The following is a 19599-nucleotide window of genomic DNA, read 5'->3' as shown; positions in this document are numbered from 1 at the left end:
CCCGATATGGGGAGCGGCGCCCCTTACAACTAGCTATGACCCGGCCCAGAGTCGTAATCGACCATGTAAACGCGGCGCCCGCAACCAGATCGGTCCGAGCGACGCCGGATCGCGCAAGCGCCGCGCCACCACTCGTGGCCGGCACGAAACACTCTGTCATATACGCCATGCCCTGCGATAGACACGGGCTCCGTAACGGGAGGGCTTGACCAAGCACACCCAAGATCGCTATCTCCGCAAATTTATGACTTCGGAATTATGTGTTGCTACAGTGACCGGATCCTGTAGGCCAGATCACATATCGAAGGCGGCGCGCTTTGATGTCACAGCCCACTCCTCTCCGTCTGCACACGGCCAAAGCCGCCGCCACCGCGGCCGCCGTCGTGGCGACCACGGCAGCGCTGACCGCAGGTGTGGCATCGTCCGCCCCGGAGGCGCTCGCGGCCCACAACCGCAGTGTGCAAACGGATGTCGAGTTGACGGCCGGCGTAGGCCAGGTCCCCGATATCGTCGGGATCTACGGCGTCGGCCCGATCTTCTGGACCGCGCAAGCCCTCGGAATCACGCCGGAGAACGTAATCAAGGCCGCCGGCGGACTGACCGGGAACACAGCGCTGGCCGACACCGTCATCGGGCTGCTGAACTTCATCGACGCCGTGTCGCCGATCGAGGCCGGCGTCAAGGGCCCGATGCCCAGCGATGTCTACGATGCGGTCAATGGGCTGACCTACACCACCGACGCCCTGGCTCAACTGCTCGGCGTCCGCGACGGATCCATCATCGACAAGATCGTCGACTGGCTCGTCGGCAACGCACCCATCCTGAATCAGCGGCGCGACATCATTCTGTCTGAGAGCCTGGGCGGGCTCACCACATCGTTGGCCTACCGGGACATGATCAACGCGGTCACGTCGGACAGCGACGACTGGAAAATCGGTGTCACCGGCCAGTGGCTGATCTTCGTCAACAACGTCAGCCGGCCCGGCGGCGGATTGTTCGCGCTGGCAACACCTCTCACCAATCTGTTCGGAGTGGACCTCACCACGCCCGACGCCGGCAGTTACACCAACGCCGACAAGACCAAGGTCCTCAACACCTCCATCCTCGACATCACGTGGGCCTACAACCCGCTGTCGGATGTGCCCACCACACTGAGCCCGCTGGCCTGGGCCAACTCCGCCGCCGCCGGGGTGTTCCTCACGTACCTACTGCCCGACGAGGGCAACAACATCGGCAACCATGTGCTGCCGAAGCTGATCACCGGCATCGGTGATGGCATCAAGGTGATGGTCGACCCGACCGGCGGCCAGGGCACTTCACTGATTCCAGGCCTCGGCAAGCTGCTGGACGGCCTTGGCATCAAGCTCCTCGCCTTCCCCGGCAACGCCACCTACATCACGTATGACTCGGGCAATCTCCCGCTTCTCGAGCCGTTCCGGATGGCGCCGCATCTGCTCAACCTCGTTCCGGGTGTTGACATCCCGACTCCGTTCACCGACAGCATCGAGCCCGCACTGCGCAAGCTGGTGAACATGGGTTACCAGGACGTCGACCCCAACACCCTGGAACGCTCGTTCAACGAAGCCGGTGAGCAGGCATACTTCTGGCACTCCCCGCTCACTCCGACGCAACAGCTGGCGGCCAACCAGATTGTGTTCGACGCGTTGATCGACGGCATCCAGGCCAACGCCCTGAACCCGGACGCCTGGGTCGCGAAACTGCCGGGCGCGAACTTGGAGCCGATCGTCAAGAATGCCGCATCGGTGGCGGTCGCGAAGGCCCTTTCTGACGCATTGGAGGCCGTGCAGAAGGGCGCCGACCCCATGTTCGATGCCGTCGAGAAGGGCCTGGCCCCGGTCACCCATGCCCTCGATGACATGAATGCTCAGATGGAAACCGCCATCGACAACATGCTGAAGGTCAACGGCTCCACGGCCAACAAAAAGGCGGGCACCCAGTCCGTCAACGCGCTCCCCTCGGCGGGCGCGCAGTTGAAGACGCTCAGCGTCGAAGCGACCGACACGGACACCGGCACCAAGCCGACGCCCCTCAAGGACGCACTCAACGACCTTGGTCTGGATCAGGATTCGTCGAAGGACACCGCGGTCTCCAAGAGCGTCACGAAACTCTCCGAGTCGGCCAAGACCAAGGCCAAGTCCCGCCACGCCACCGACGCGAACAATCCGCTCAAGAAGTCGGTGAAGGAAACCGTCGCCAAGGTGCGTCAAGCCGCCGAGGACACCGCCGAAAAGGTGGACAAGGCCGGCAGGGACACCGCGAAGAAGCTCGACAAGACGGCCGACGACGCCAAGGCGAAGGTCAAGGAGTCGAAGAAGCAGGCCAAGAAGGCCCCGAAGCACGCCGCGGCGTAAGACCCGCCCGCCGTAATCGCTGACAGCCCCGGTGACGCGTCGGTAGCGTGGCCCACATGCCACGCACTGTGCTCGTCACCGGGGCGACCGGCAGTCTGGGTCACCATGTGGTGCCCGAGGCCATCGACGCCGGTCATCAGGTTCGCGCACTGAGCCGTCGGGAACGGATCGGCTACACGGGTGTGCATTGGCACCAGGCCGACCTGCTCTCCCCCGGCGGGTTGGATGCCGCACTCGACGGCGTGGACGTCGTCGTCCATTGCGCTACGCAACCCACCGGCAGTAAGGACGTCCGGGCGGCCCGGAATCTGATCGAGGCCGTACGACGCAAGGGCGTCGGGCATCTCGTCTACATCTCGATCGTCGGGATCGAGGACATTCCGCTTCCTTATTACAAAACCAAGCTCCGGGTCGAGCAGGCGCTCGAGACGTCCGGTGTCGGGCACACGATCCTGCGCGCGACGCAGTTCCACGAGCTAATCGAAAAGACGTTCTCGGCGCAGCGATTTTCGCCCGTTTTGTGGACGTTGCGCGATGTCCGATTCCAGCCGATCGACACCCGGGATGTGGCCGCCCGATTGGTCGCGCTGATCGATTCCGAGCCCGCGGGGCGGGTGTCCGACATCGGCGGCCCCAGCGTCCACAGCCACCCAGAATTGGGACAGATGTATCTGTCAGCACACAACAGCCTCCGTCGGGTGGCCAGACTCACCATGCCCGGGAGGATCGTCGCCGGTTACAGGTCCGGGGCCAATCTGACACCGGAAAATGCAGTCAACGGCGTTTCGTTCCAGGACTACCTGGGTAGCGACCGATAGATCACCGGCGTCGCACAGCCGTCACTTCCGCGCCCTCGGCGACACAGTTTGGCTACTGGTCTTGCATGTGACAGCGATAGTCGTAGGCTCGACAGCGATGAGCACTTCAGCGCCGCAGGACAGGTCGATGCGGGCTGCCGACACCGACCGCATCCAGGTGGCGCAGCTGCTCACCGATGCTGCCGCCGCGGGCCGGCTGCCGATGAATGAATACGAGGACCGGCTAGCAAAGGCCTACGCGGCGGAGACCTACGACGATCTGGCCCGGCTCAGCCGCGACCTTCCGGGTGCGGTGAACTGTTCGGCCAGCCAGTGTCGCCCCGCTCCCTCGACGCTGCTGCTGGCGATCATGAGCGGGTTCGAGCGCCGCGGCCGATGGAACGTTCCCAAGAAGCTGACGACGTTCGCCCTCTTCGGCGGCGGAGTGGTCGACCTGCGCTACGCCGACTTCACCGCACCCGACGTCGACGTCCGCACCTATTCGATCTTCGGCGGGCAGACCATCCTGGTGCCACCCGAGGTGAATGTGGATGTCGATGGTGTGGGCGTGATGGGGAACTTCGATCACGGCGTCGACGGGGCCGGCACATCCGGGGCGCCGCGCGTACACATCCGCGGGTTCTCCCTGTGGGGCAGCGTGAGCGTGAAGCGCAAGAAGCGCCGTAACCAGGTTGATTGAAAGACAAAACGGGCGGGCCCGAAGGCCCGCCCGTCGCGCTATCCGAAGAAGCGTCAGCAGCTGGCTGCCTGCGCACTGACGGAGGTCTTACCGGCCGCCGCGGTGCAGTTCGATGACGTCTTGGAGGCTGACTTGGCGGTCGAGGTGTTTCCGCTGGCCAACTTCGGCAGCACGCCCGGCAGGTCCTTCTCGTCAGGCAGCGCGAGACCGCGGGTCTGGAGATCGTCGTAGTAGTACTTCCCGGCGTTGACGTTCAGCTCACCCTTGACGACACCGTTGGTGCCGGGATCGACCTTGCCGGTCTTGGGGTCGACGACGCCCGTGCTCGTGGTCCCGTAGTTCAGGTGGTAGACCTTGCCGAGGTCGCTGTCATCGAGGGCCTTGTTGACAGGCGTCTTCTGGTTGAAGACCTGGTCGCCCACGGCCTGCGTGACGCGGACGCCCGGGGCTGGGTTGCCCAGGTCGGGACGCCCGACAGCGTCGGCGGACGGGTTGCCGGTGTGGGTGGGCACGGCGAGCGCCATCCCGGCCGGACCAGCCATCGCCAGCGCACCGCCCGCGAGGATCCCACCTACCAACGTCCGTCCCCGTACCGACCGCTCGGAGATCTTCCGATGTTTTGCCATGCCTGTTACCTCTCGTGAGTGGCGTTGCGCCGCAGCTAAATTGGGGCCACGCAGCTGACATTGCCACTGGCCCGCCAGCGAACCTAAGGCACCGCGACCAGGTGCGATAGGTACTGGCGCCGTTGTTCATTTGCTGTTCCGCACATGATCACGAGAATTCACAGGTCGTACACAGCCACCATCCAAGTACGTGAAAACGCAACGGCCCCCTCCGATTTGGAGGGGGCCGTTGCGCGTCAGTTCAGGCGTTACTTGTCCTTGTGGCCCTTGCTGTCCTTGTTGTCCTTTGCGCTCTTGGCATCGGCATGCGTGTTGCCGGCCTTGGCTCCGGAATCGCTGTCGGAAGCACCCTTGGCGGACGCACCCTTGGCAGTCTCCTGCTTGTCGGCACCGGCCTTGGTGGTGGGTTTGAACGCCTTCTCGAGATTCTTCGTGGCGTTCTCGACGAACTTCTCGCCGGCCGACTTCTTGCGCTCAGTGGTGCGCGATTTGGGAACGAACTTGTTCGGAGTCTTGCCGGCGGCACCGGTGTCAGCCGAATCCGCAGCGCCGGCCTTCTCCTCAGAGCCCGCCTTTTCCTCGGACTCCTCTTGTGCCGCAGGCTCTTTGACTTCCGCAGCCTCTTTGACCGTGGTCTTGGGCGTCAGGTTCAGGCCAAGATCGAGCTTCGGCAGCTCGAACTTCGGAGCCTCTGGCTTCGAGACCTCGACAACGGGCGTCGCCGCCTCGGTGCTGCCCTCAGCAGTCTCGTCGACCGCGGCGTCCTCGGTCTTGAGGTCGAGAGTCTTGACGAGCTTGGACTCATCGGGCGCCTCGAGCTTCTCCACCAGCTTCTTGAACGGCGACTCGACGTTCGTCGGCAGACTCAGGAGCTTGCTGAGGTTCGGCAGAGCCGTGGAGGTCACGGAACCCGATTCAGCTTCCGCTGTCGCCGCGGTCTCCTTCTGCGTGGACAGGAGGCTGAAGCTGTCGGCGGCTTCCTCCTCGGGCGGAGCAATCAGCTCCCGCACGGTGTCAACGATGTACGTGACGGCGGCGGTGATGCCCGTGGCATCGCCGTACCCGAAGAAGAACGAGTTGCTCAGATTCTGTACGAAAGTGCCATCCGGAAGGTTGTCGTTCAGAATGCTGCCGACGACCATGGTGGCCCCACCAGTGAAGAACTCATCGACACGCTTCGACAGTTGGAGGCGTTGCGTCGGGTCGAATGCATCGACGAGCGAGGCGGCGACCACTGAACCGAGATAGGCGAACTCGGTGGCGCCCGCCTCGAAGAAGATGTTGTCGACAACATCAAGCGGCAGAATGTTGTCGCTGAGGTAGTAGGCCAGACCGGTGAAACCGTCATGGCAGACCGCGCCGGTTGCGGAGCAGTTGCCCGGGTCATAGAAGTTCTCGTTGACCTTGTTGCCCAAGGCGTTGTAGAACTGAACGCCGTCGCCCATGTCGCCGACGGTTGCGGGGATCGTGTGCGCCGCATCTTTGTAAAGAGGCTTTCCATCCGGCCCGACCAGTGCGGTATCTGGCGGAGTGTCCTCATCCGGGTCCAGGAGCAGAGTCCCGTCCTCGTTGAGGATGTAGCCGGGGGTCGGGGCGGGAACATAGCCCTGGTAGTAATAACCGCCGTAACCATCGACGAAGGATCCCAAGGCCGCTTCCAGCGAAAGCGCCACCAGGTTGATCTGCTCGGCCGTCATGGTCCGGTGGACCGTGGCTTCCGCAGTGGAGGCGGCAACCGTGATCTCGTCACGAGGAACGAACAGCGCAGGAGTCCCGGCCACCAGCGCACCGGCGCTGAGCAGGGCCACACCAGTGGTGACGAGCGGACGGACTGCCATGTGGGTGTGGCCCCTTATCTCAAGCGCAGGACGGATTCCTGAGAATCCGTCCCGGCATCTGCGTAGTACCTTAAAAGTCCTTGAGAAGGGTAATTCCCGTCACCACCTCCCGCAACGTCTCCCGACGCGAGGCAGGAGCTGCTGACGCACGGTCGCAGCGCCGCTTTTGCGGGACGGCGCCGACAAATATTTCGGCGCCGAACGCAACATTCCCGATCGATTCAGGGTCAGCTAATTTCGAATACCGTTGCCGATGCACCCGCCGGGCACAAAAGTGCGGGTAACCGCATACGGAATCCGTGGCGTGAACACCGGAGGTAGCGGTCCGGCACACTCTCACGCCCGGCGAGGTCAACCGGCGGCCGTCCCGTCATCTCCCTAGGTCAGTGAGCATTAGGCCGGCACCGACGCACCCTCACCCGGTGCGGGCACAGCCGGCATCACGGCTCATCCCCGGCCACCACGAACCTCGGCCGTCTGTGTGCCAAAAATCCCCGCCGAAAACCGGCGGCCTCCCGTCACGAAAAGCAATAACGGCTGCCATTGATTGCGCCGGCATTTCTGGGTTGAGGACGCCGCCGACAAACGTCGGACGCACTCCGCCTTACACGGCAGTCAATATGCCCAGCTCACGGGCCCGAGCGAACTTCACCGGCAGTCGTCGGACCTGAGAACCAACTGAGATCGCACTAAGGCTTCTGGCCGCACGACTACTTTTCGCCGCCGTCGGTTCCGTTGTCCTTGCCGGCGTCGGTGGCGTTCTTGACGGCCTCGCCCAGTTTCTTCAGGAACTTGCTGCCGTTGGACTCGCCCTTCGGCCTGCCGTCGCCGAACAGGATGGGCGGCGTGGCCTTGTTACCGTTCCGGGTGTCAACGCCGGGGTTGTTTCCTTCTTCGCCGGCGACCTCTTTGTCCTTCACGTGGACCTTCGGGAGGTCGGGCTTGAGTTCCGGCGCCTTGAATTCGGGCACCGTGGCGTCGGGTGACTTGACCTCTGGGACCGTCAGGTCGGGCGTCTTGAATTCCGGCGCCTTGAATTCCGGAGCCTTGGGGAGCTGGAACTTCGGAAGGTCCAGCTTCGGAATCCCACTGCCCAACGGAACAGCCCCGCTGCCACCCTCGACCGGGTTCTCGGTGTCCTTGACCACGCCTGGGTCGGTGACGTCGAGGGTGTCGACGAGGTTCGCCTCGTCTTGGGCGGGGGCCTGGAAGGGCGACTTGAACAGCTTCTTGAACGGCGACTGCGTCGACAGGTTCAGCAGCGACGCCGGCCCCGGCAGACTGGTGACGGTCGTGCCGGTCTCCTTCTTGGCCAGCAGAGTGGTGTCACCGGCGCTCTCGTCCTGGGTCGAGAGCAACGAAGGGCCGGAGTCCAGCGGATTGATCAGATTCGGTGTGGGCGTCGAGGTGCCCTGGGCGATCGCATCCACGACATAGGTGAACGCCGCGTAGATGCCGGTGTTGTCGCCGTATCCGAAGAAGAACGAGTTGGTCAGGCCGTAGGCATAGCCGTCCTGCGGCAGGTTGTCGAGCAACAGGTTGCCGATGAGTTGCGTTGCGCCGCCTTCGAAGAAGTCGTCGACACGCTTGGTCAGATCCAGCCGGCCGGTCGGGTCTACGTTGTCGATGGCCATGGCCACGGTACGGATGGCCACGTGCGCCAGCTCGGTGAAGCCGCCCTCGAAGAAGATGTTGTCCACCGGCCCCAGGGGCAGGATGTTGTCGCTGAGGTAGTACGCCAGACCGGTGAAGCCCTTCTGGCACACGGCTCCGTCCGCGGTGCAGTCGCCCGGCGCATCGACCATCACCGGATTGCCATCTGCGTCGGTGACGATCTCGCCGGTGACCGGATCGATCTCGGGGACCTGGCCGGGGATGTAGATCCCGCCGTACCCCTGGGTGAACGACTGCCAGGCACCCTGCAGCGACAGTGCAAGCAGGTTGATCTGGTCCTGCGTCAGCTTCGACGGTTCCAGTGCTGCGGTCGGCGCAGCGACCGTGATGTGGTCACGGGGCACGAACAAGGCCGGCGTCGCGGCGACGACTGCAGCTGCGCTGAGAAGTGCGGCACCAGTGGTGACGAGCGGACGTACAGCCATGCGGTGGACCCCTTAACTAGAGGACGATACGGCCGACTAGGAAATCCGCCGACGGCAACTTAGAAACTCCTGAGAATGCTAAGTCTCCGCATTCACTCCTGCAACCGATAACTACAGGAAAATCATCGGCAAATCCGTTAACTACGGCCGGCAAGGACTCCGCCGAGCGCCGACCGAATGTAGCGACACAAAACTGCTTTTACCCGATCGCCGATTTTCACCGAAGCCAGGCACGGACGTCCGCCCGGCACGCCCCCGCCCGCGCGGTATGACCAGGTCACATCGATGCCGATGCCACCGGCAGCGTCGGCCAGCCCGGCGGGGCGGGTACGCCGACCCCATCAACCTTCGCCATTTGATTGCGTGTGCAATGAATTGAAAGAACCGATCAAGAAAGGCAGAATATCGTTGCATTACGCAATGGTTGCATTGCCGAAGTGCTGTATTGCCGTCCCGAGGGCCGAGCGCCGTTTATTGCCTACGCAATGAACAGAAGGGCGTTATCGAGTTTCGATATCCGCGCGCATACCGAACGTCGACAAATGCCGGCTCAGCGCGGCATCGCAATCCGCAACCCCGCCAGCATCACCTGCGCGTCGGCCATGAAGGTGGGATTGTTGGGCGCCGTGCTCTGCGCCAACGCCACGATGTTCCAGACCTTCGCTCCGAGCGGCACCATCACCGACACGGACGTCACGTAGCTGGTCTTGCTGATCTTGTCGTCGGGCGGGGTCGTGTAGTTGACCATCAGCGCCGGGAAACCACAGATCTCGGACGGCACCTGGGTGATGTTCTGCGCACCGATGGATTGGAAGCCCTTGATGGTGTCACTCAGCAGGTCCTTGGGTGACCGGTCCCCGTCAGTCGCATCTCCGATCGACACCGAGATGGCCGGATTCGTCACACCGTCGGTGAGGGATTCATTACGCAACACCAATTTGACCGGGCCCTTGGCGAACTCGGGCACCGGTACCCAACCCGGCGGTTGCGCGACACGCACCCGCGGCTCGTCGGGCCCGGTCCCGGGAACCTCGATCCAGGCGTCCGAGTGCAACTGCTCGCAGGTTTGGGCCTTATAACCGGATGCTCCCGATGCCCCTCCTGGTGGTGCGAACCCGGCCTTCGCGGTGCCGTCGGTCATCTGTGTACACCCGCTGAGAATCAGTCCGGCCGCCAACACGACCACACCCACACCGCGCCTTATGACCCCCATCGCTCCCAGAGACTACGCGAGCCCACTGCGCGCCGACTGTGTCGCAAATCAGCGCCGACGTGAGTGCAGGTAGTCCCCGACCACCGCGGCGCCCAGGCCGTCGAGATCAGGCACGACCACCCGGCCCTGCACCCGGCGGGCCACCTGGTCGATGAAACTGGCCAGGCCCGGATCGGAGCCCAGCCGGAAGATCGTCACCTGTGCGCCAAGCCGGGCCACCTCGTCGAAACCCCGCACGGTGTGCGCGATGGTGCGGGGGTGTGGTGGGTAATCAAAAAATACGGAAGAACCTTCCCCGTCACCGAAGTCCTCCAGGTGCGCAGTCGGCTCGCCGTCGGTCACCACCAGCACGACCGGCTGCGCATTGGGGTGACGACGCAGGTGCCGCGTCGCCAGGGCCAGCGCGTGGTGCAGGTTGGTGCCCTGCTCGTACACGCCCTCCAGCCCGGTCAGTTCACCGGCGGTCACCGTGCGCGCGTACCGGCCGAAAGCGATGATCTGCAACTCATCTGAGCGGAACCGGGTACTCACCAGATGGTTGAGCGCCAGCGCCGTGCGCTTCATCGGTAGCCAGCGGTTCTCCATCACCATCGAGAACGAGGTGTCCACCAGCAGCGCGACACACGCCTGGGTGCGGGTCTCGGTCTCAGAGATCTCGACGTCCTCGACCGCGAACCGAATCGGCCGCTCGGCGATCCCGGTACCGGCCTGGCGCAGCACCGCATTGGTGACCGTGCGGGTGACGTTCCACGGTTCGGTGTCGCCGAACTGCCAGGGGCGGGTGGCCCCGGTCAACTCCCCCGCCGCCCCGGCGCGGCGGGTGTCCCGCTCGCCGTGCCGACCCGAAAGCTGTTGCGCCACATCACGCAACGCGGTCTGGCCGAGCTGGCGCATGGCCTTGGGCGAAAGCCGCCACTGCCCGTCGGAACCACGGTCGATGAAGCCCTGGTTGACCAGGGCCTTCTCCAGTTCGGACAGGGTTCGGGCGTCGATCGCGGCGTCATCGCCGAGCTGGCGGGCCAACGCCTCAAGGTCGACGTCGTCCATCGACGCCCCGGCGTAGCTCTGTGACAGCGCGTCGGCCAACTGCTCCAACTCGGCGATGTCGGACAGCGCCTGGGCGCCCTCACCCATGCCCAGCGGATCACCTCCGGAGAACCGCTCCGACCCGCTCCAGTCCTCACCCGGCCGGGCCGCCTGCAGGTGCGAGTCGAGCCGATTGAGCGCATTCATCAACGACGGCGAACCGAAAGCCTGCTGCGCCAGAGCGTCCAGCTCGGCACGCTGCTCGGCCGACAGGCTGTTGCGGAACCGCTGCGCGGCCGCGGCTCGCTTGGCCAGCGCATCCAACAGTTCATCGATGTTCTGCGGACCTTCAGGGAAGAACTCGCCGTGCTTGTCCATGAAGTTCTGGAAGTCCTGCGGGGTGTCCTCACCGCGGGCGTGCTTGTCCAGCAGGTCGTTGAGATCATCGAGCATGTCGTTGACCCGCTGCCGGTCCTCGTCGGTGGCGTTCTCCAACGCGTCCTTCATGCCGGCGAAACGCTGATCCAGCATCTCGCGGCCCAGCAGATCCTTGATCTCCTCGTACTTCTGCCGCGCCTCGGGGCTGCGCCAGTCATAGTCGGCGAGTTCCTGCACCGCCTTGGCCGGTGACGGTGAGAGTGCCTCCATCTGCAACTCGCCGAACCGCGCGTCATCGTCGAGCGCGCGGGCCAACTCCTTGCGCTCGGTGAGCACGGCCTCGTCGAGCAGTTTCTTGATCTCCTGCAGCGTGCCGTCAAGGTTGTGCCGCTGCAACAATTCCCGGCGTTTCCGATTGGCCTCGGCCGCCAGGCGGTCGGTGCCGCGCATGCCCTCGGTGCCGCGACGCATCAACTCCGAGAGCGCGCGGCGCGGCGAGCTCCCCTCCATGACGCTCTGACCGATCTGCTCGAGCGCGTCGCGCAGATCGATCGGCGGTGCCAGTGGATCCGGGCCACCGGTGTATCGCGAATAGCGCGAGGTGTGCCCGTGCCCCCGACCGGGATCAGCCATAGACCGTCTCGCCCTCCCCTGTCACCTTGTCCACACGCTTGGCCAGATACAGCGCCTCCAAAGCCAATTCGATGGCCGCGGCGCGCTGACCGACCGACACCGCGCCCACCCGGGAGGCAAGCGCGTCGACCACGGCCAGATCCGGCAGCGCGGCCAGGACGTCCTTGGCCGACACCCGCTCCCCGGTGGTCACCGGCGAACCCTCCTCGACGGCGGCCACCAACGGTGCGACGTCGATACCGCCCAGCAGCCGCTGCGCGGTGTCGGCGGTGGCACGTCGCAGCAGGTGCTCCAGCACCGCCTGCTCACGTCCCTCCTCGCCCGTCTCGAACTCCAACTTGCCGCGCAGCACGTCGATCACGGTCGCCAGATCAACCACCCGGGCCACCGGATCGTCCTCACCGAGGATCGCGGAGCGATGCCGCGCCGAGGCCGCCACCGTCTCGGCAGCCGCGATCGCGAAGCGGGCCGACACGCCGGACCGCTGGTCGATCGAGCTCGACTCACGCAGATTGCGGGCGAACCGGGCCAGCACGCCGAGCAGATAATCCGGGACCTCGGCGGCCAACTGAGCCTCCTGGCGGATCACCCCGACCTCGTCGTCGATCTCCAACGGGTAGTGCGTACGGATCTCGGCACCGAACCGGTCCTTGAGCGGGGTGATGATCCGGCCGCGGTTCGTGTAGTCCTCCGGGTTGGCGCTCGCGACGACGAGGACGTCGAGCGGCAACCGCAAGGTATAGCCGCGGACCTGAATATCGCGCTCCTCCATCACGTTGAGCATCGACACCTGAATCCGCTCGGCCAGGTCGGGTAGCTCGTTGACGGCCACGATGCCGCGGTGCGCCCGTGGGATCAGCCCGTAGGCGATCGTTTCCGGGTCGCCCAGGCTGCGACCCTCGGCCACCTTGATCGGGTCGATGTCGCCGACGAGATCGGCCACGCTGGTGTCAGGGGTGGCCAGCTTCTCGGTGTAACGCTCACTGCGGTGCCGCCACTCGATCGGCAGATCGTCGCCGGAATCGGCGGCCCGGCGGATCGACTCCGGCGTGATCGGGCTGTACGGATGCTCACCCAGCTCCGACCCGGCGATCACCGGCGTCCACTCGTCGAGCAGCCCCGTCAAGGCCCGCAGCAGCCGCGTCTTGCCCTGGCCGCGCTCACCGAGCAGCACCACGTCGTGTCCGGCGATCAGCGCCCGCTCCAACTGCGGGATCACTGTGTCGTCGAATCCCAGGATGCCCGGCCACACGTCGCGGCGGTCGGCGAGTGCGGACAGCAGGTTCTCGCGAATTTCGGCTTTGACGCCCCGCTCACGATGGCCGGAGGCGCGCAGCTCACCGACGGTGCGAGGCAGATCCTTGGGTTGGCTCACCACTCCACGCTACGACTGAACCCGTCCGCGCACATCGCCACCCGGCAGAACTAGCATCCGGCGCGTGGGAGCCACTCCCCCGGCATAGTCGTTGCGTGAGCGGTGCTACCGGTAGTCTGCGCTCCATGCCGTTGGCTAGCGGTCAGGAATTCGCAGGGTTCACCATCGTGCGGTTGGTGGGCACTGGTGGCATGGGCGAGGTCTATTTGGCGTCCCACCCGCGGTTACCCCGCGAGGACGCTCTCAAAGTGCTGCCCATCAGCGTCAGCTCGGACAACGAATTCCGGCAGCGGTTCATCCGCGAGGCCGACATGGCGGCCACGCTGTGGCATCCGCACATCGTCGGCGTGCACGACCGCGGCGAATTCGAGGGCCGGTTGTGGATCTCGATGGATTTCGTCGACGGGCACGACGCGGCCAAGCTTCTGCACGATCAGTACCCCAAGGGCATGCCGGCCGAAGATGTCATCGAGGTCATCACCGCCGTCGGCGACGCACTGGACTACGCGCACCAGCGCAAGCTGCTGCACCGTGACGTCAAACCCGCCAACATCCTGCTGACCAGCAAGCAGGGTTCCAAGCGCCGCATCATGCTGACCGACTTCGGCATCGCGCGGCGTGCCGACGAGGTCAACGGGCTCACCTCGACCAACATCACCGTGGGCTCGATGTCCTACACCGCGCCCGAACAGTTGATGGGACAGCCGCTCGACGGGCGGGCCGACCAGTACTCGCTGGCCGCCACGGCCTACCGCCTCTTCACGGGCACTCCGCCGTTCGCGCACAGCAACCCGGCCGTGGTGATCAGCCACCACCTGAACTCCCCACCGCCGAAGCTGGCTGACACGAAACCCGAACTGGCCGTGTTTGATTCGGTGATGGCCAAGGCGCTGTCGAAGGACGCCAAGGACCGCTACGACACCTGCCACGACTTCGCCGTCGCGCTGGCCGAGGCGGCCACCGAGACCACCCCCGAGGTACGTACGCCGGCTCCGTCCCACGAGCCGGCGCCGCCCACCACGCCGCTGATCATCCCGAAGCCGGTGAACCCGCCGCCGGCGCCCGTCTCGCCGTCGAACCCGCGGCAGGCACCACCGTCGGAACCGCCGGTGTTCACCTCGTCGTGGGCAGGCAACGAAACCTCCTCACGCAAACCCGTCGCCAGCAATACGCCGGTCGGCATGCAGGGCCACGGCGGGCCCTCGGGACCGGCGGGGCCGGTGGGACCGCCGCAGACCAACTTCGGGCCACCGCCGTTGCCGCACACCCCGATCCCCCAGAAGTCGACCAACCGGCGCAATGTCGTCCTCGCGGCGGCCGCAATCGCCGGGGTGGTGCTGCTCGTCGGTGGCATCATCTTCGCGGTCACCTCGGGAGGCGAAGACAGCAATGGCGGCGGTGGCGAGACCACGTCCGCGATCGCCACAGATACCTCCGGCGAGAAGACCACGACCGCCCCCAAGGCGCCCGCACACGCCTTCACCATTGCCGACTACATTAAGCAGAGCGGCCTCGTCGAAACGCCGGTCCACCGCGGCGATCCGGGCGCGCCGGTGTTCAACTGGCCGACTCCGCCCGGTTGGGTCGACGCCGGCACCCGCACACCGGCCTGGGCCTACTCGGCGATGGTCAACGACCCGACCAACCCGCCGGATCCGCCGTCGGTCATCTCGTTGATCTCCAAGCTGACCGGCGACGTCGATCCCAACAAGCTGCTCGAGTTCGCCCCCAACGAACTGCAGAACCTGGCGGACTACAAAGCGAGTGGCGACGTGACCCGTGGGGAGATCGGCGGATTCCCCTCGGTCCACCTGGCCGGCTCGTACGCGAAGGCTGAACAGCGCCGCGCGATCACCCAGACCACCATCGTGATCCAGGCGCCCGGCGCCGTTTATGTGCTGCAGATCAACGCCGACGCGTTGGAACGCGACAAGGGCGCGCTGACCGATGTCAACAAGGCGATCGAAGCCCAGGCCACCATCGCCCTGCCCTGATCCGAGCGGTTTCAGGTACCCGGTACCCTGGGTACCGTGAATTCGCTCGATTGGCGTAGCCGGCCGGCCACCGTGCACTTCGGCCCCGCATCCCTGCAGTCCAGAGCACTCGGCTGGACCACCGCGATCTTCGTCCGCCCATTGCTGGGTCTGCTGACCCTGATCGGACTGGGCATCAACCGCGTCGCCCCCGCACTGCTGCAGCGCGCACACCTCGATGTCATCGACCGGCCCCTGCGGTTCATCAAGCCGCTGCCCGGCACCGAGGTGACACCGGTGGCGCTGCCCAACTGTCCGGCCGAATGGGTGATCGCACCCGAGGCCCGCGACTCGGATCGGGTGATCGTCTACCTGCACGGCTCGGCGCTGGTGACCCTCGGCCTGAACTCGCACCGCCGCTTCGTGTCGAAGCTTTCCGCCGCCACCGGGGCACGCGTGCTCAACGTCGGCTACCGACTGGCCCCGCAGGCCGACATCGAGGACGCCGTGGCCGACGGGCTCGACGGCTACCGACTCGCCCTGTCGCTCGGGTTCGCACCCAATCGGATTGTCCTGGCCGGTGACTCGGCCGGTGGACTGATGGCCGCCGACACCGCCCTGGCGGCCCGCGACGCGGGCCTACCCGTCCCCGCTGGGCAGGTCCTGCTCTCACCACTGACCTCATCCGACATGGACCTGAAATACCGTGCGCTGCAAGAGCATCGCGACGTGATGTTTCCGTTCATGACCGTGAAGTTCATCTACGACGTGTTCGCCACGGTCAACGGCACCCGGCCCGCACCGGTGATGCCACCCGAGGCCGACCTGCACGGGCTCGGGCCGTTCCTGCTCCAGGTCGGCACTCACGAGATGCTGCTCAACGACGCCTTCGCCCTGGCCGACAAGCTGCACGCCGCCGGTGTGCCGGCGTGGGTCCAGGTGTGGGACAGGGCAATGCACATGTTCCAGCTGAGCTTCGACATCAACCCCGACGCACGTCACGCGGTCGAGGAGATCACGTCGTTCATCGCGTACGCGACCGCCGAGGTCGAGGATGAGGCGAGCGCGTAGGGGTTTGGTTACGCGTGCCCGCCGTTGCGCCGGCTGCGTCTCGCCTACGGCCCACCATCGCGCCGTTTTCTACGCCGGGGCTGTAGATCGCGTGGTGCAGCGACCCTCAGGTGGAAAGCGGTGAAGCGCCGCGCCGCGCAAATGCCTCTCGCACCCGGTGCAGAATGAACGCCTTGCTGTGTTCGGCCACGACGTGGATGTTGATCCACCCTTCGCGTTCGATGAGCTCGTTGCGCCCGATGTCGTGTACATAGCGTGGTCGGTCCGTGGCGTGGTGCTTGCCCAAGTAGTCGAGGCCGACTTTGACGTCGTCATAACCCATGTCGATGAACGCCTCGGCGAAACCATCGGTCACCCGGATCTGAGTGCGCGGCCGTCGGAATCCAGCATCGATGAGGAGCAGCCGCAGCCAGGTCTCCTTCGGAGATTGGCCACCGGGATCCATCAGATCGAGTGCCGTTCGGGCACTTCGTATTCCACGTAGATTGCGATATCGAGCCGCCAGTTCGAGTACCGGCGCCGCTTCGACGCCCGTGGCGACGGCCAGCGCGTCGAGGTGGGCGACCGCGTCGTCGCGAGGAAGAAAACGCGCAAGATCAAGCGCCGTGCGGAGCGGTGTGGTGACGCCGAACTCGCCGATCATGCAGATCTCGTCGGGTCTGATACGTTCTTCGCGCACGATGACGCCGCGCCGGCGACGCCCATGCTCGGCGATCAGCTCTACCGGAGTGTCCTCGTTGATCCATTGCGCCCCATGAAGCGCTGCCGCCACGCGGCCGGCGATGATTCCGCGACGGCCAGTCCACAGCCAGGCGGCCGTGGTGTTGTCTGCCAGCGTTGCGACCGAATTCTTCGGCAGATACACGCGCGGATGCGCCGAGGTGTAACGCCATCGCAGCTGCCCCCGCGTGAGGACGCCGGCTGCGAGTGCTTCGGGTCCGATGAATGGCGCGTTCATGGGCACCGATGGTCGGCAGCATGGCCGACGGATTGACGGCGCCCACGTACGCCACAGTCGATTCTGTGGATGAACCGTGCGCTGTGGATGGCGTGGTGCGACGCCGTTCTCTACACCAGGGTCGCGATCGTGAACCGTCACAGCCCAGAGGTAGAAATCGGCGCACACCCTCGTGGCGGCCATGCACCGCTTTCTACGCCGGGGTCGTTAGACCACGGCGATCAACAGCCCGGGTGTCGAAAACGGCGGTGCGGCGGTGCGAGGGGTAGCGACGCGAGGGGCAGCGGCGCAAGGGGCAGCGTCCGAGGGGCGGCGGCGCGAACGAGCGCCGACGCCCCAACTACCTAGTGCGCGAAGTGCCTTGCACCGGTGAGGTACAGCGTGATGCCCGCAGCCTCGGCGGCGGCGGTCACCTCGGCGTCACGCACCGAACCACCGGGGTGCACGACAGCTTTGACGCCGGCATTCGTCAGCGTCTCCAAGCCGTCGGGGAACGGGAAGAAGGCATCGGAGGCACCGACCGAACCAGGCACCCGGTCACCCGCGCGCTGGACGGCCAGCCCCGCGGCGTCGACGCGGTTCACCTGTCCCATACCCACACCCACGGTCGCGCCGTCCTTGGCGATCACGATCGCGTTGGACTTCACCGCGCGGCAGGCCCGCCAGGCGAACACCAGATCGGTCAGCGTCTGCGGGTCGGCCGGCTCACCGGTGGCGAGCGTCCAGTTGGCCGGATCGTCGCCCTCGGCGTCGAGTGCGTCCCGCTGCTGCAGCAGCACCCCGCCACTGATCTGGCGCAGCTCGATGCCACCGACCAGCGGCTCGGAGGCCACCAGGATCCGGATGTTCTTCTTGCGAGCCAGGATTTCCACGGCTCCGGCCTCGTAGGCCGGGGCGATGATGACCTCGGTGAAGATGTCGGCGACGGTCTCGGCCATCTCGACACTGACCTCGGTGTTGGAAGCGATGACGCCGCCGAACGCGCTCAGCGGATCGCACTCGTGGGCCTTGCGGTGCGCGTCGGCGACCGACTCCGAGGAGATCGCGATGCCACACGGGTTGGCGTGCTTGATGATCGCCACGCAGATCTCTTCGTGGTCGAACGCCGCCCGCCACGCCGCGTCGGCGTCGGTGTAGTTGTTGTAGGACATCTCCTTGCCGTGCAGCTGCTCGGCCTGGGCCAGTCCCGGCCACGCGGAGTCGTCGCGGTACACCGCGGCCTGCTGGTGCGGGTTCTCGCCGTAGCGCAGCACCGCGCTGCGATGCCAGGTGCCGGCGAACCAGGCGGGCAGCGGCTGCGCCGGCTCCTCCGGTGCCAGGGTCGAACCCATCCAGCTTGCGACCGCGACGTCGTACTCGGCGGTGTGCCGGAAGGCCAACGACGCCAGCTTCTTCCGCTCGTCCAGGGTGAAGCCGCCGGCGCGGACCGCGGCCAGCACACCGTCATAACCCAGCGGATCGACCACGACGGCCACACTCGGATGGTTCTTGGCGGCCGCACGCACCATCGACGGCCCGCCGATGTCGATTTGCTCGACACACTCATCCACGGATGCCCCGGACTCGACCGTCTCGGTGAACGGGTAGAGGTTCACCACCACGAGTTCGAACGCCTCGACCTTGAGTTCGGCCAGCGCCGCAACATGTTCGGGCTTGCGGGTATCGGCCAGCAGGCCGGCGTGCACGCGCGGGTGCAGGGTCTTGACGCGACCGTCGAGCACCTCCGGGAAACCCGTCACCTCTTCCACCGGAGTGACCGGAACACCAGCGGCGGCAATGGTTTTGGCGGTCGACCCAGTCGAGACGATGGCCACGCCCGCCTCATGCAGGCCGCGGGCCAGATCGGCCAGGCCGGTCTTGTCATAGACACTGATCAGCGCTCGCCGGATCGGTTTCTTCTCGCTCACCCTATGGTCGCCTTTCGTCCAGTCCAGGTCACGCCGCGATTTGCCAGCGCGGCCAGCACATCCACCAGCAGTCGACGTTCGACCACCTTGATGCGCTCATGCAAAGTCTCTTCGGTGTCATCATCGAGCACCTCGACGGCCTGCTGGGCCAGAATCGGCCCGGTATCCATCCCGGAGTCCACGAGATGAACGGTGCAGCCGGTCACCCGCACGCCGTACGCCAACGCCTCGGGCACCGCATGCGCCCCGGGGAACGCGGGCAGCAACGCCGGGTGGGTGTTGACGACGCGGCCAGGGAAACGGGAAAGGAACTGGCCGCCCAGAATTTTCATGAACCCGGCCGAGACCACCAGATCGGGCTGATGGTTGGCAGTGGCCTCGGTGAGCGCGGCATCCCAGGCGGCGCGGTCCGGATGATCGCCCAACCGCACGGTGTACGAGGGCACCCCCGCCGCGGCCGCGATGTCCACCGCCGCACATTTGCGGTCGGTGCCGACCGCGACCACCCGGGCCGGATAGTCGTCGACGGCGGCGGCCAGTAGCGAGGCGAGCAACGACCCTGTCCCCGAAGCCAGCACTACCAGCCGTGCCGGTGCACTCGGAGGCACTTGTAACGGTTGCTGCACGCGCAGC

The 19599-nt window shown here is 65.7% G+C and carries 14 protein-coding genes and 1 pseudogene; 6 read left to right on the top strand and 9 right to left on the bottom strand.

Annotated elements, in window-relative coordinates:
• Positions 1-320 precede the first annotated feature (320 nt).
• From AB0876_RS03540 to AB0876_RS03530, 3 genes are all read left to right on the top strand, one after another.
• Entirely contained in the window at positions 321-2372 is a 2052-nt protein-coding gene (locus AB0876_RS03540; RefSeq protein WP_526041214.1) for a PE-PPE domain-containing protein, read from the top strand.
• 56 nt (positions 2373-2428) lie between these two features.
• The gene (locus AB0876_RS03535; RefSeq protein WP_526041213.1) at positions 2429-3190 is read left to right on the top strand and encodes an SDR family oxidoreductase; all 762 of its coding nucleotides are present in this window, start codon (positions 2429-2431) and stop codon (positions 3188-3190) included.
• Between the two features lie 97 nt (positions 3191-3287).
• A complete protein-coding gene (locus AB0876_RS03530) occupies positions 3288-3869 on the top strand; it encodes a DUF1707 SHOCT-like domain-containing protein (RefSeq protein ID WP_491839875.1) in 582 nt (193 codons plus the stop codon).
• 53 nt (positions 3870-3922) lie between these two features.
• Here the strand turns inward: AB0876_RS03530 and AB0876_RS03525 are convergent, their stop codons facing one another.
• The 6 genes from AB0876_RS03525 to AB0876_RS03500 all read right to left on the bottom strand — a co-directional run bounded on the left by AB0876_RS03525 (position 3923) and on the right by AB0876_RS03500 (position 13057).
• A complete protein-coding gene (locus AB0876_RS03525) occupies positions 3923-4495 on the bottom strand; it encodes a hypothetical protein (protein ID WP_526041212.1) in 573 nt (190 codons plus the stop codon).
• Positions 4496-4743: 248 nt separating this feature from the next.
• The gene (locus AB0876_RS03520) at positions 4744-6333 is read right to left on the bottom strand and encodes a hypothetical protein (RefSeq protein WP_526041211.1); all 1590 of its coding nucleotides are present in this window, start codon (positions 6331-6333) and stop codon (positions 4744-4746) included.
• A gap of 710 nt (positions 6334-7043) precedes the next feature.
• Positions 7044-8432 (bottom strand): hypothetical protein, encoded by a 1389-nt coding sequence (locus AB0876_RS03515; RefSeq protein ID WP_526041210.1) that lies wholly within the window; start codon positions 8430-8432, stop codon positions 7044-7046.
• A gap of 550 nt (positions 8433-8982) precedes the next feature.
• Positions 8983-9573, bottom strand: coding sequence for a hypothetical protein (locus AB0876_RS03510; RefSeq protein ID WP_491839879.1), 591 nt, complete (start codon positions 9571-9573; stop codon positions 8983-8985).
• Between the two features lie 120 nt (positions 9574-9693).
• Complete coding sequence (locus AB0876_RS03505; RefSeq protein ID WP_491839880.1) at positions 9694-11682, bottom strand: vWA domain-containing protein; 1989 nt, start codon at positions 11680-11682, stop codon at positions 9694-9696.
• Positions 11675-13057, bottom strand: a complete 1383-nt coding sequence (locus AB0876_RS03500; protein ID WP_491839881.1) for a sigma 54-interacting transcriptional regulator — start codon at positions 13055-13057, stop codon at positions 11675-11677. Before AB0876_RS03500 ends, AB0876_RS03505 begins: the two co-directional genes overlap by 8 nt.
• A gap of 125 nt (positions 13058-13182) precedes the next feature.
• Here AB0876_RS03500 and AB0876_RS03495 point away from each other — a divergent pair.
• The 3 genes and pseudogenes from AB0876_RS03495 to AB0876_RS03485 form a co-directional block, all read left to right on the top strand.
• A pseudogene (locus tag AB0876_RS03495) lies at positions 13183-14094 on the top strand (serine/threonine-protein kinase); the annotation flags it as partial.
• A gap of 144 nt (positions 14095-14238) precedes the next feature.
• Positions 14239-15051 (top strand): LpqN/LpqT family lipoprotein, encoded by an 813-nt coding sequence (locus AB0876_RS03490; protein ID WP_491839937.1) that lies wholly within the window; start codon positions 14239-14241, stop codon positions 15049-15051.
• Positions 15052-15087: 36 nt separating this feature from the next.
• The gene (locus AB0876_RS03485) at positions 15088-16101 is read left to right on the top strand and encodes an alpha/beta hydrolase (RefSeq protein ID WP_526041209.1); all 1014 of its coding nucleotides are present in this window, start codon (positions 15088-15090) and stop codon (positions 16099-16101) included.
• A 106-nt stretch (positions 16102-16207) separates the two neighbouring features.
• On the opposite strand, the gene AB0876_RS03480 is transcribed toward AB0876_RS03485, so the two are convergent.
• The 3 genes from AB0876_RS03480 to purN form a co-directional block, all read right to left on the bottom strand.
• Positions 16208-17059: a hypothetical protein gene (locus tag AB0876_RS03480; protein WP_526041208.1), complete on the bottom strand. Its 852-nt coding sequence runs from the start codon at positions 17057-17059 to the stop codon at positions 16208-16210.
• A 344-nt stretch (positions 17060-17403) separates the two neighbouring features.
• The gene (purH, locus tag AB0876_RS03475) at positions 17404-18966 is read right to left on the bottom strand and encodes a bifunctional phosphoribosylaminoimidazolecarboxamide formyltransferase/IMP cyclohydrolase (RefSeq protein ID WP_526041207.1); all 1563 of its coding nucleotides are present in this window, start codon (positions 18964-18966) and stop codon (positions 17404-17406) included.
• Entirely contained in the window at positions 18963-19592 is a 630-nt protein-coding gene (purN, locus tag AB0876_RS03470) for a phosphoribosylglycinamide formyltransferase (protein ID WP_526041206.1), read from the bottom strand. Before purN ends, purH begins: the two co-directional genes overlap by 4 nt.
• Between the last annotated feature and the right edge of the window lie 7 nt (positions 19593-19599).

Origin of the sequence: Mycobacterium sp. NPDC049093 (genome assembly GCF_040704635.1) — a bacterium.
GTDB lineage: Bacteria > Actinomycetota > Actinomycetes > Mycobacteriales > Mycobacteriaceae > Mycobacterium.
Note: the sequence above shows the minus strand (reverse complement) of the source record. Positions and strands in the feature narration are given on the sequence as shown.

Excerpts from the sequence above, each read along its gene's own strand:
- AB0876_RS03530 (WP_491839875.1), top strand. The coding sequence starts at position 3,288 with ATGAGCACTTCAGCGCCGCAGGACAGGTCGATGCGGGCTGCCGACACC.
- AB0876_RS03515 (WP_526041210.1), bottom strand. The coding sequence starts at position 8,432 with ATGGCTGTACGTCCGCTCGTCACCACTGGTGCCGCACTTCTCAGCGCA.
- AB0876_RS03540 (WP_526041214.1), top strand. The coding sequence starts at position 321 with ATGTCACAGCCCACTCCTCTCCGTCTGCACACGGCCAAAGCCGCCGCC.
- AB0876_RS03520 (WP_526041211.1), bottom strand. The coding sequence starts at position 6,333 with ATGGCAGTCCGTCCGCTCGTCACCACTGGTGTGGCCCTGCTCAGCGCC.
- AB0876_RS03510 (WP_491839879.1), bottom strand. The coding sequence starts at position 9,573 with ATGACCGACGGCACCGCGAAGGCCGGGTTCGCACCACCAGGAGGGGCA.
- AB0876_RS03490 (WP_491839937.1), top strand. The coding sequence starts at position 14,239 with ATGCAGGGCCACGGCGGGCCCTCGGGACCGGCGGGGCCGGTGGGACCG.
- AB0876_RS03525 (WP_526041212.1), bottom strand. The coding sequence starts at position 4,495 with ATGGCAAAACATCGGAAGATCTCCGAGCGGTCGGTACGGGGACGGACG.
- AB0876_RS03505 (WP_491839880.1), bottom strand. The coding sequence starts at position 11,682 with ATGGCTGATCCCGGTCGGGGGCACGGGCACACCTCGCGCTATTCGCGA.
- AB0876_RS03480 (WP_526041208.1), bottom strand. The coding sequence starts at position 17,059 with ATGAACGCGCCATTCATCGGACCCGAAGCACTCGCAGCCGGCGTCCTC.
- AB0876_RS03535 (WP_526041213.1), top strand. The coding sequence starts at position 2,429 with ATGCCACGCACTGTGCTCGTCACCGGGGCGACCGGCAGTCTGGGTCAC.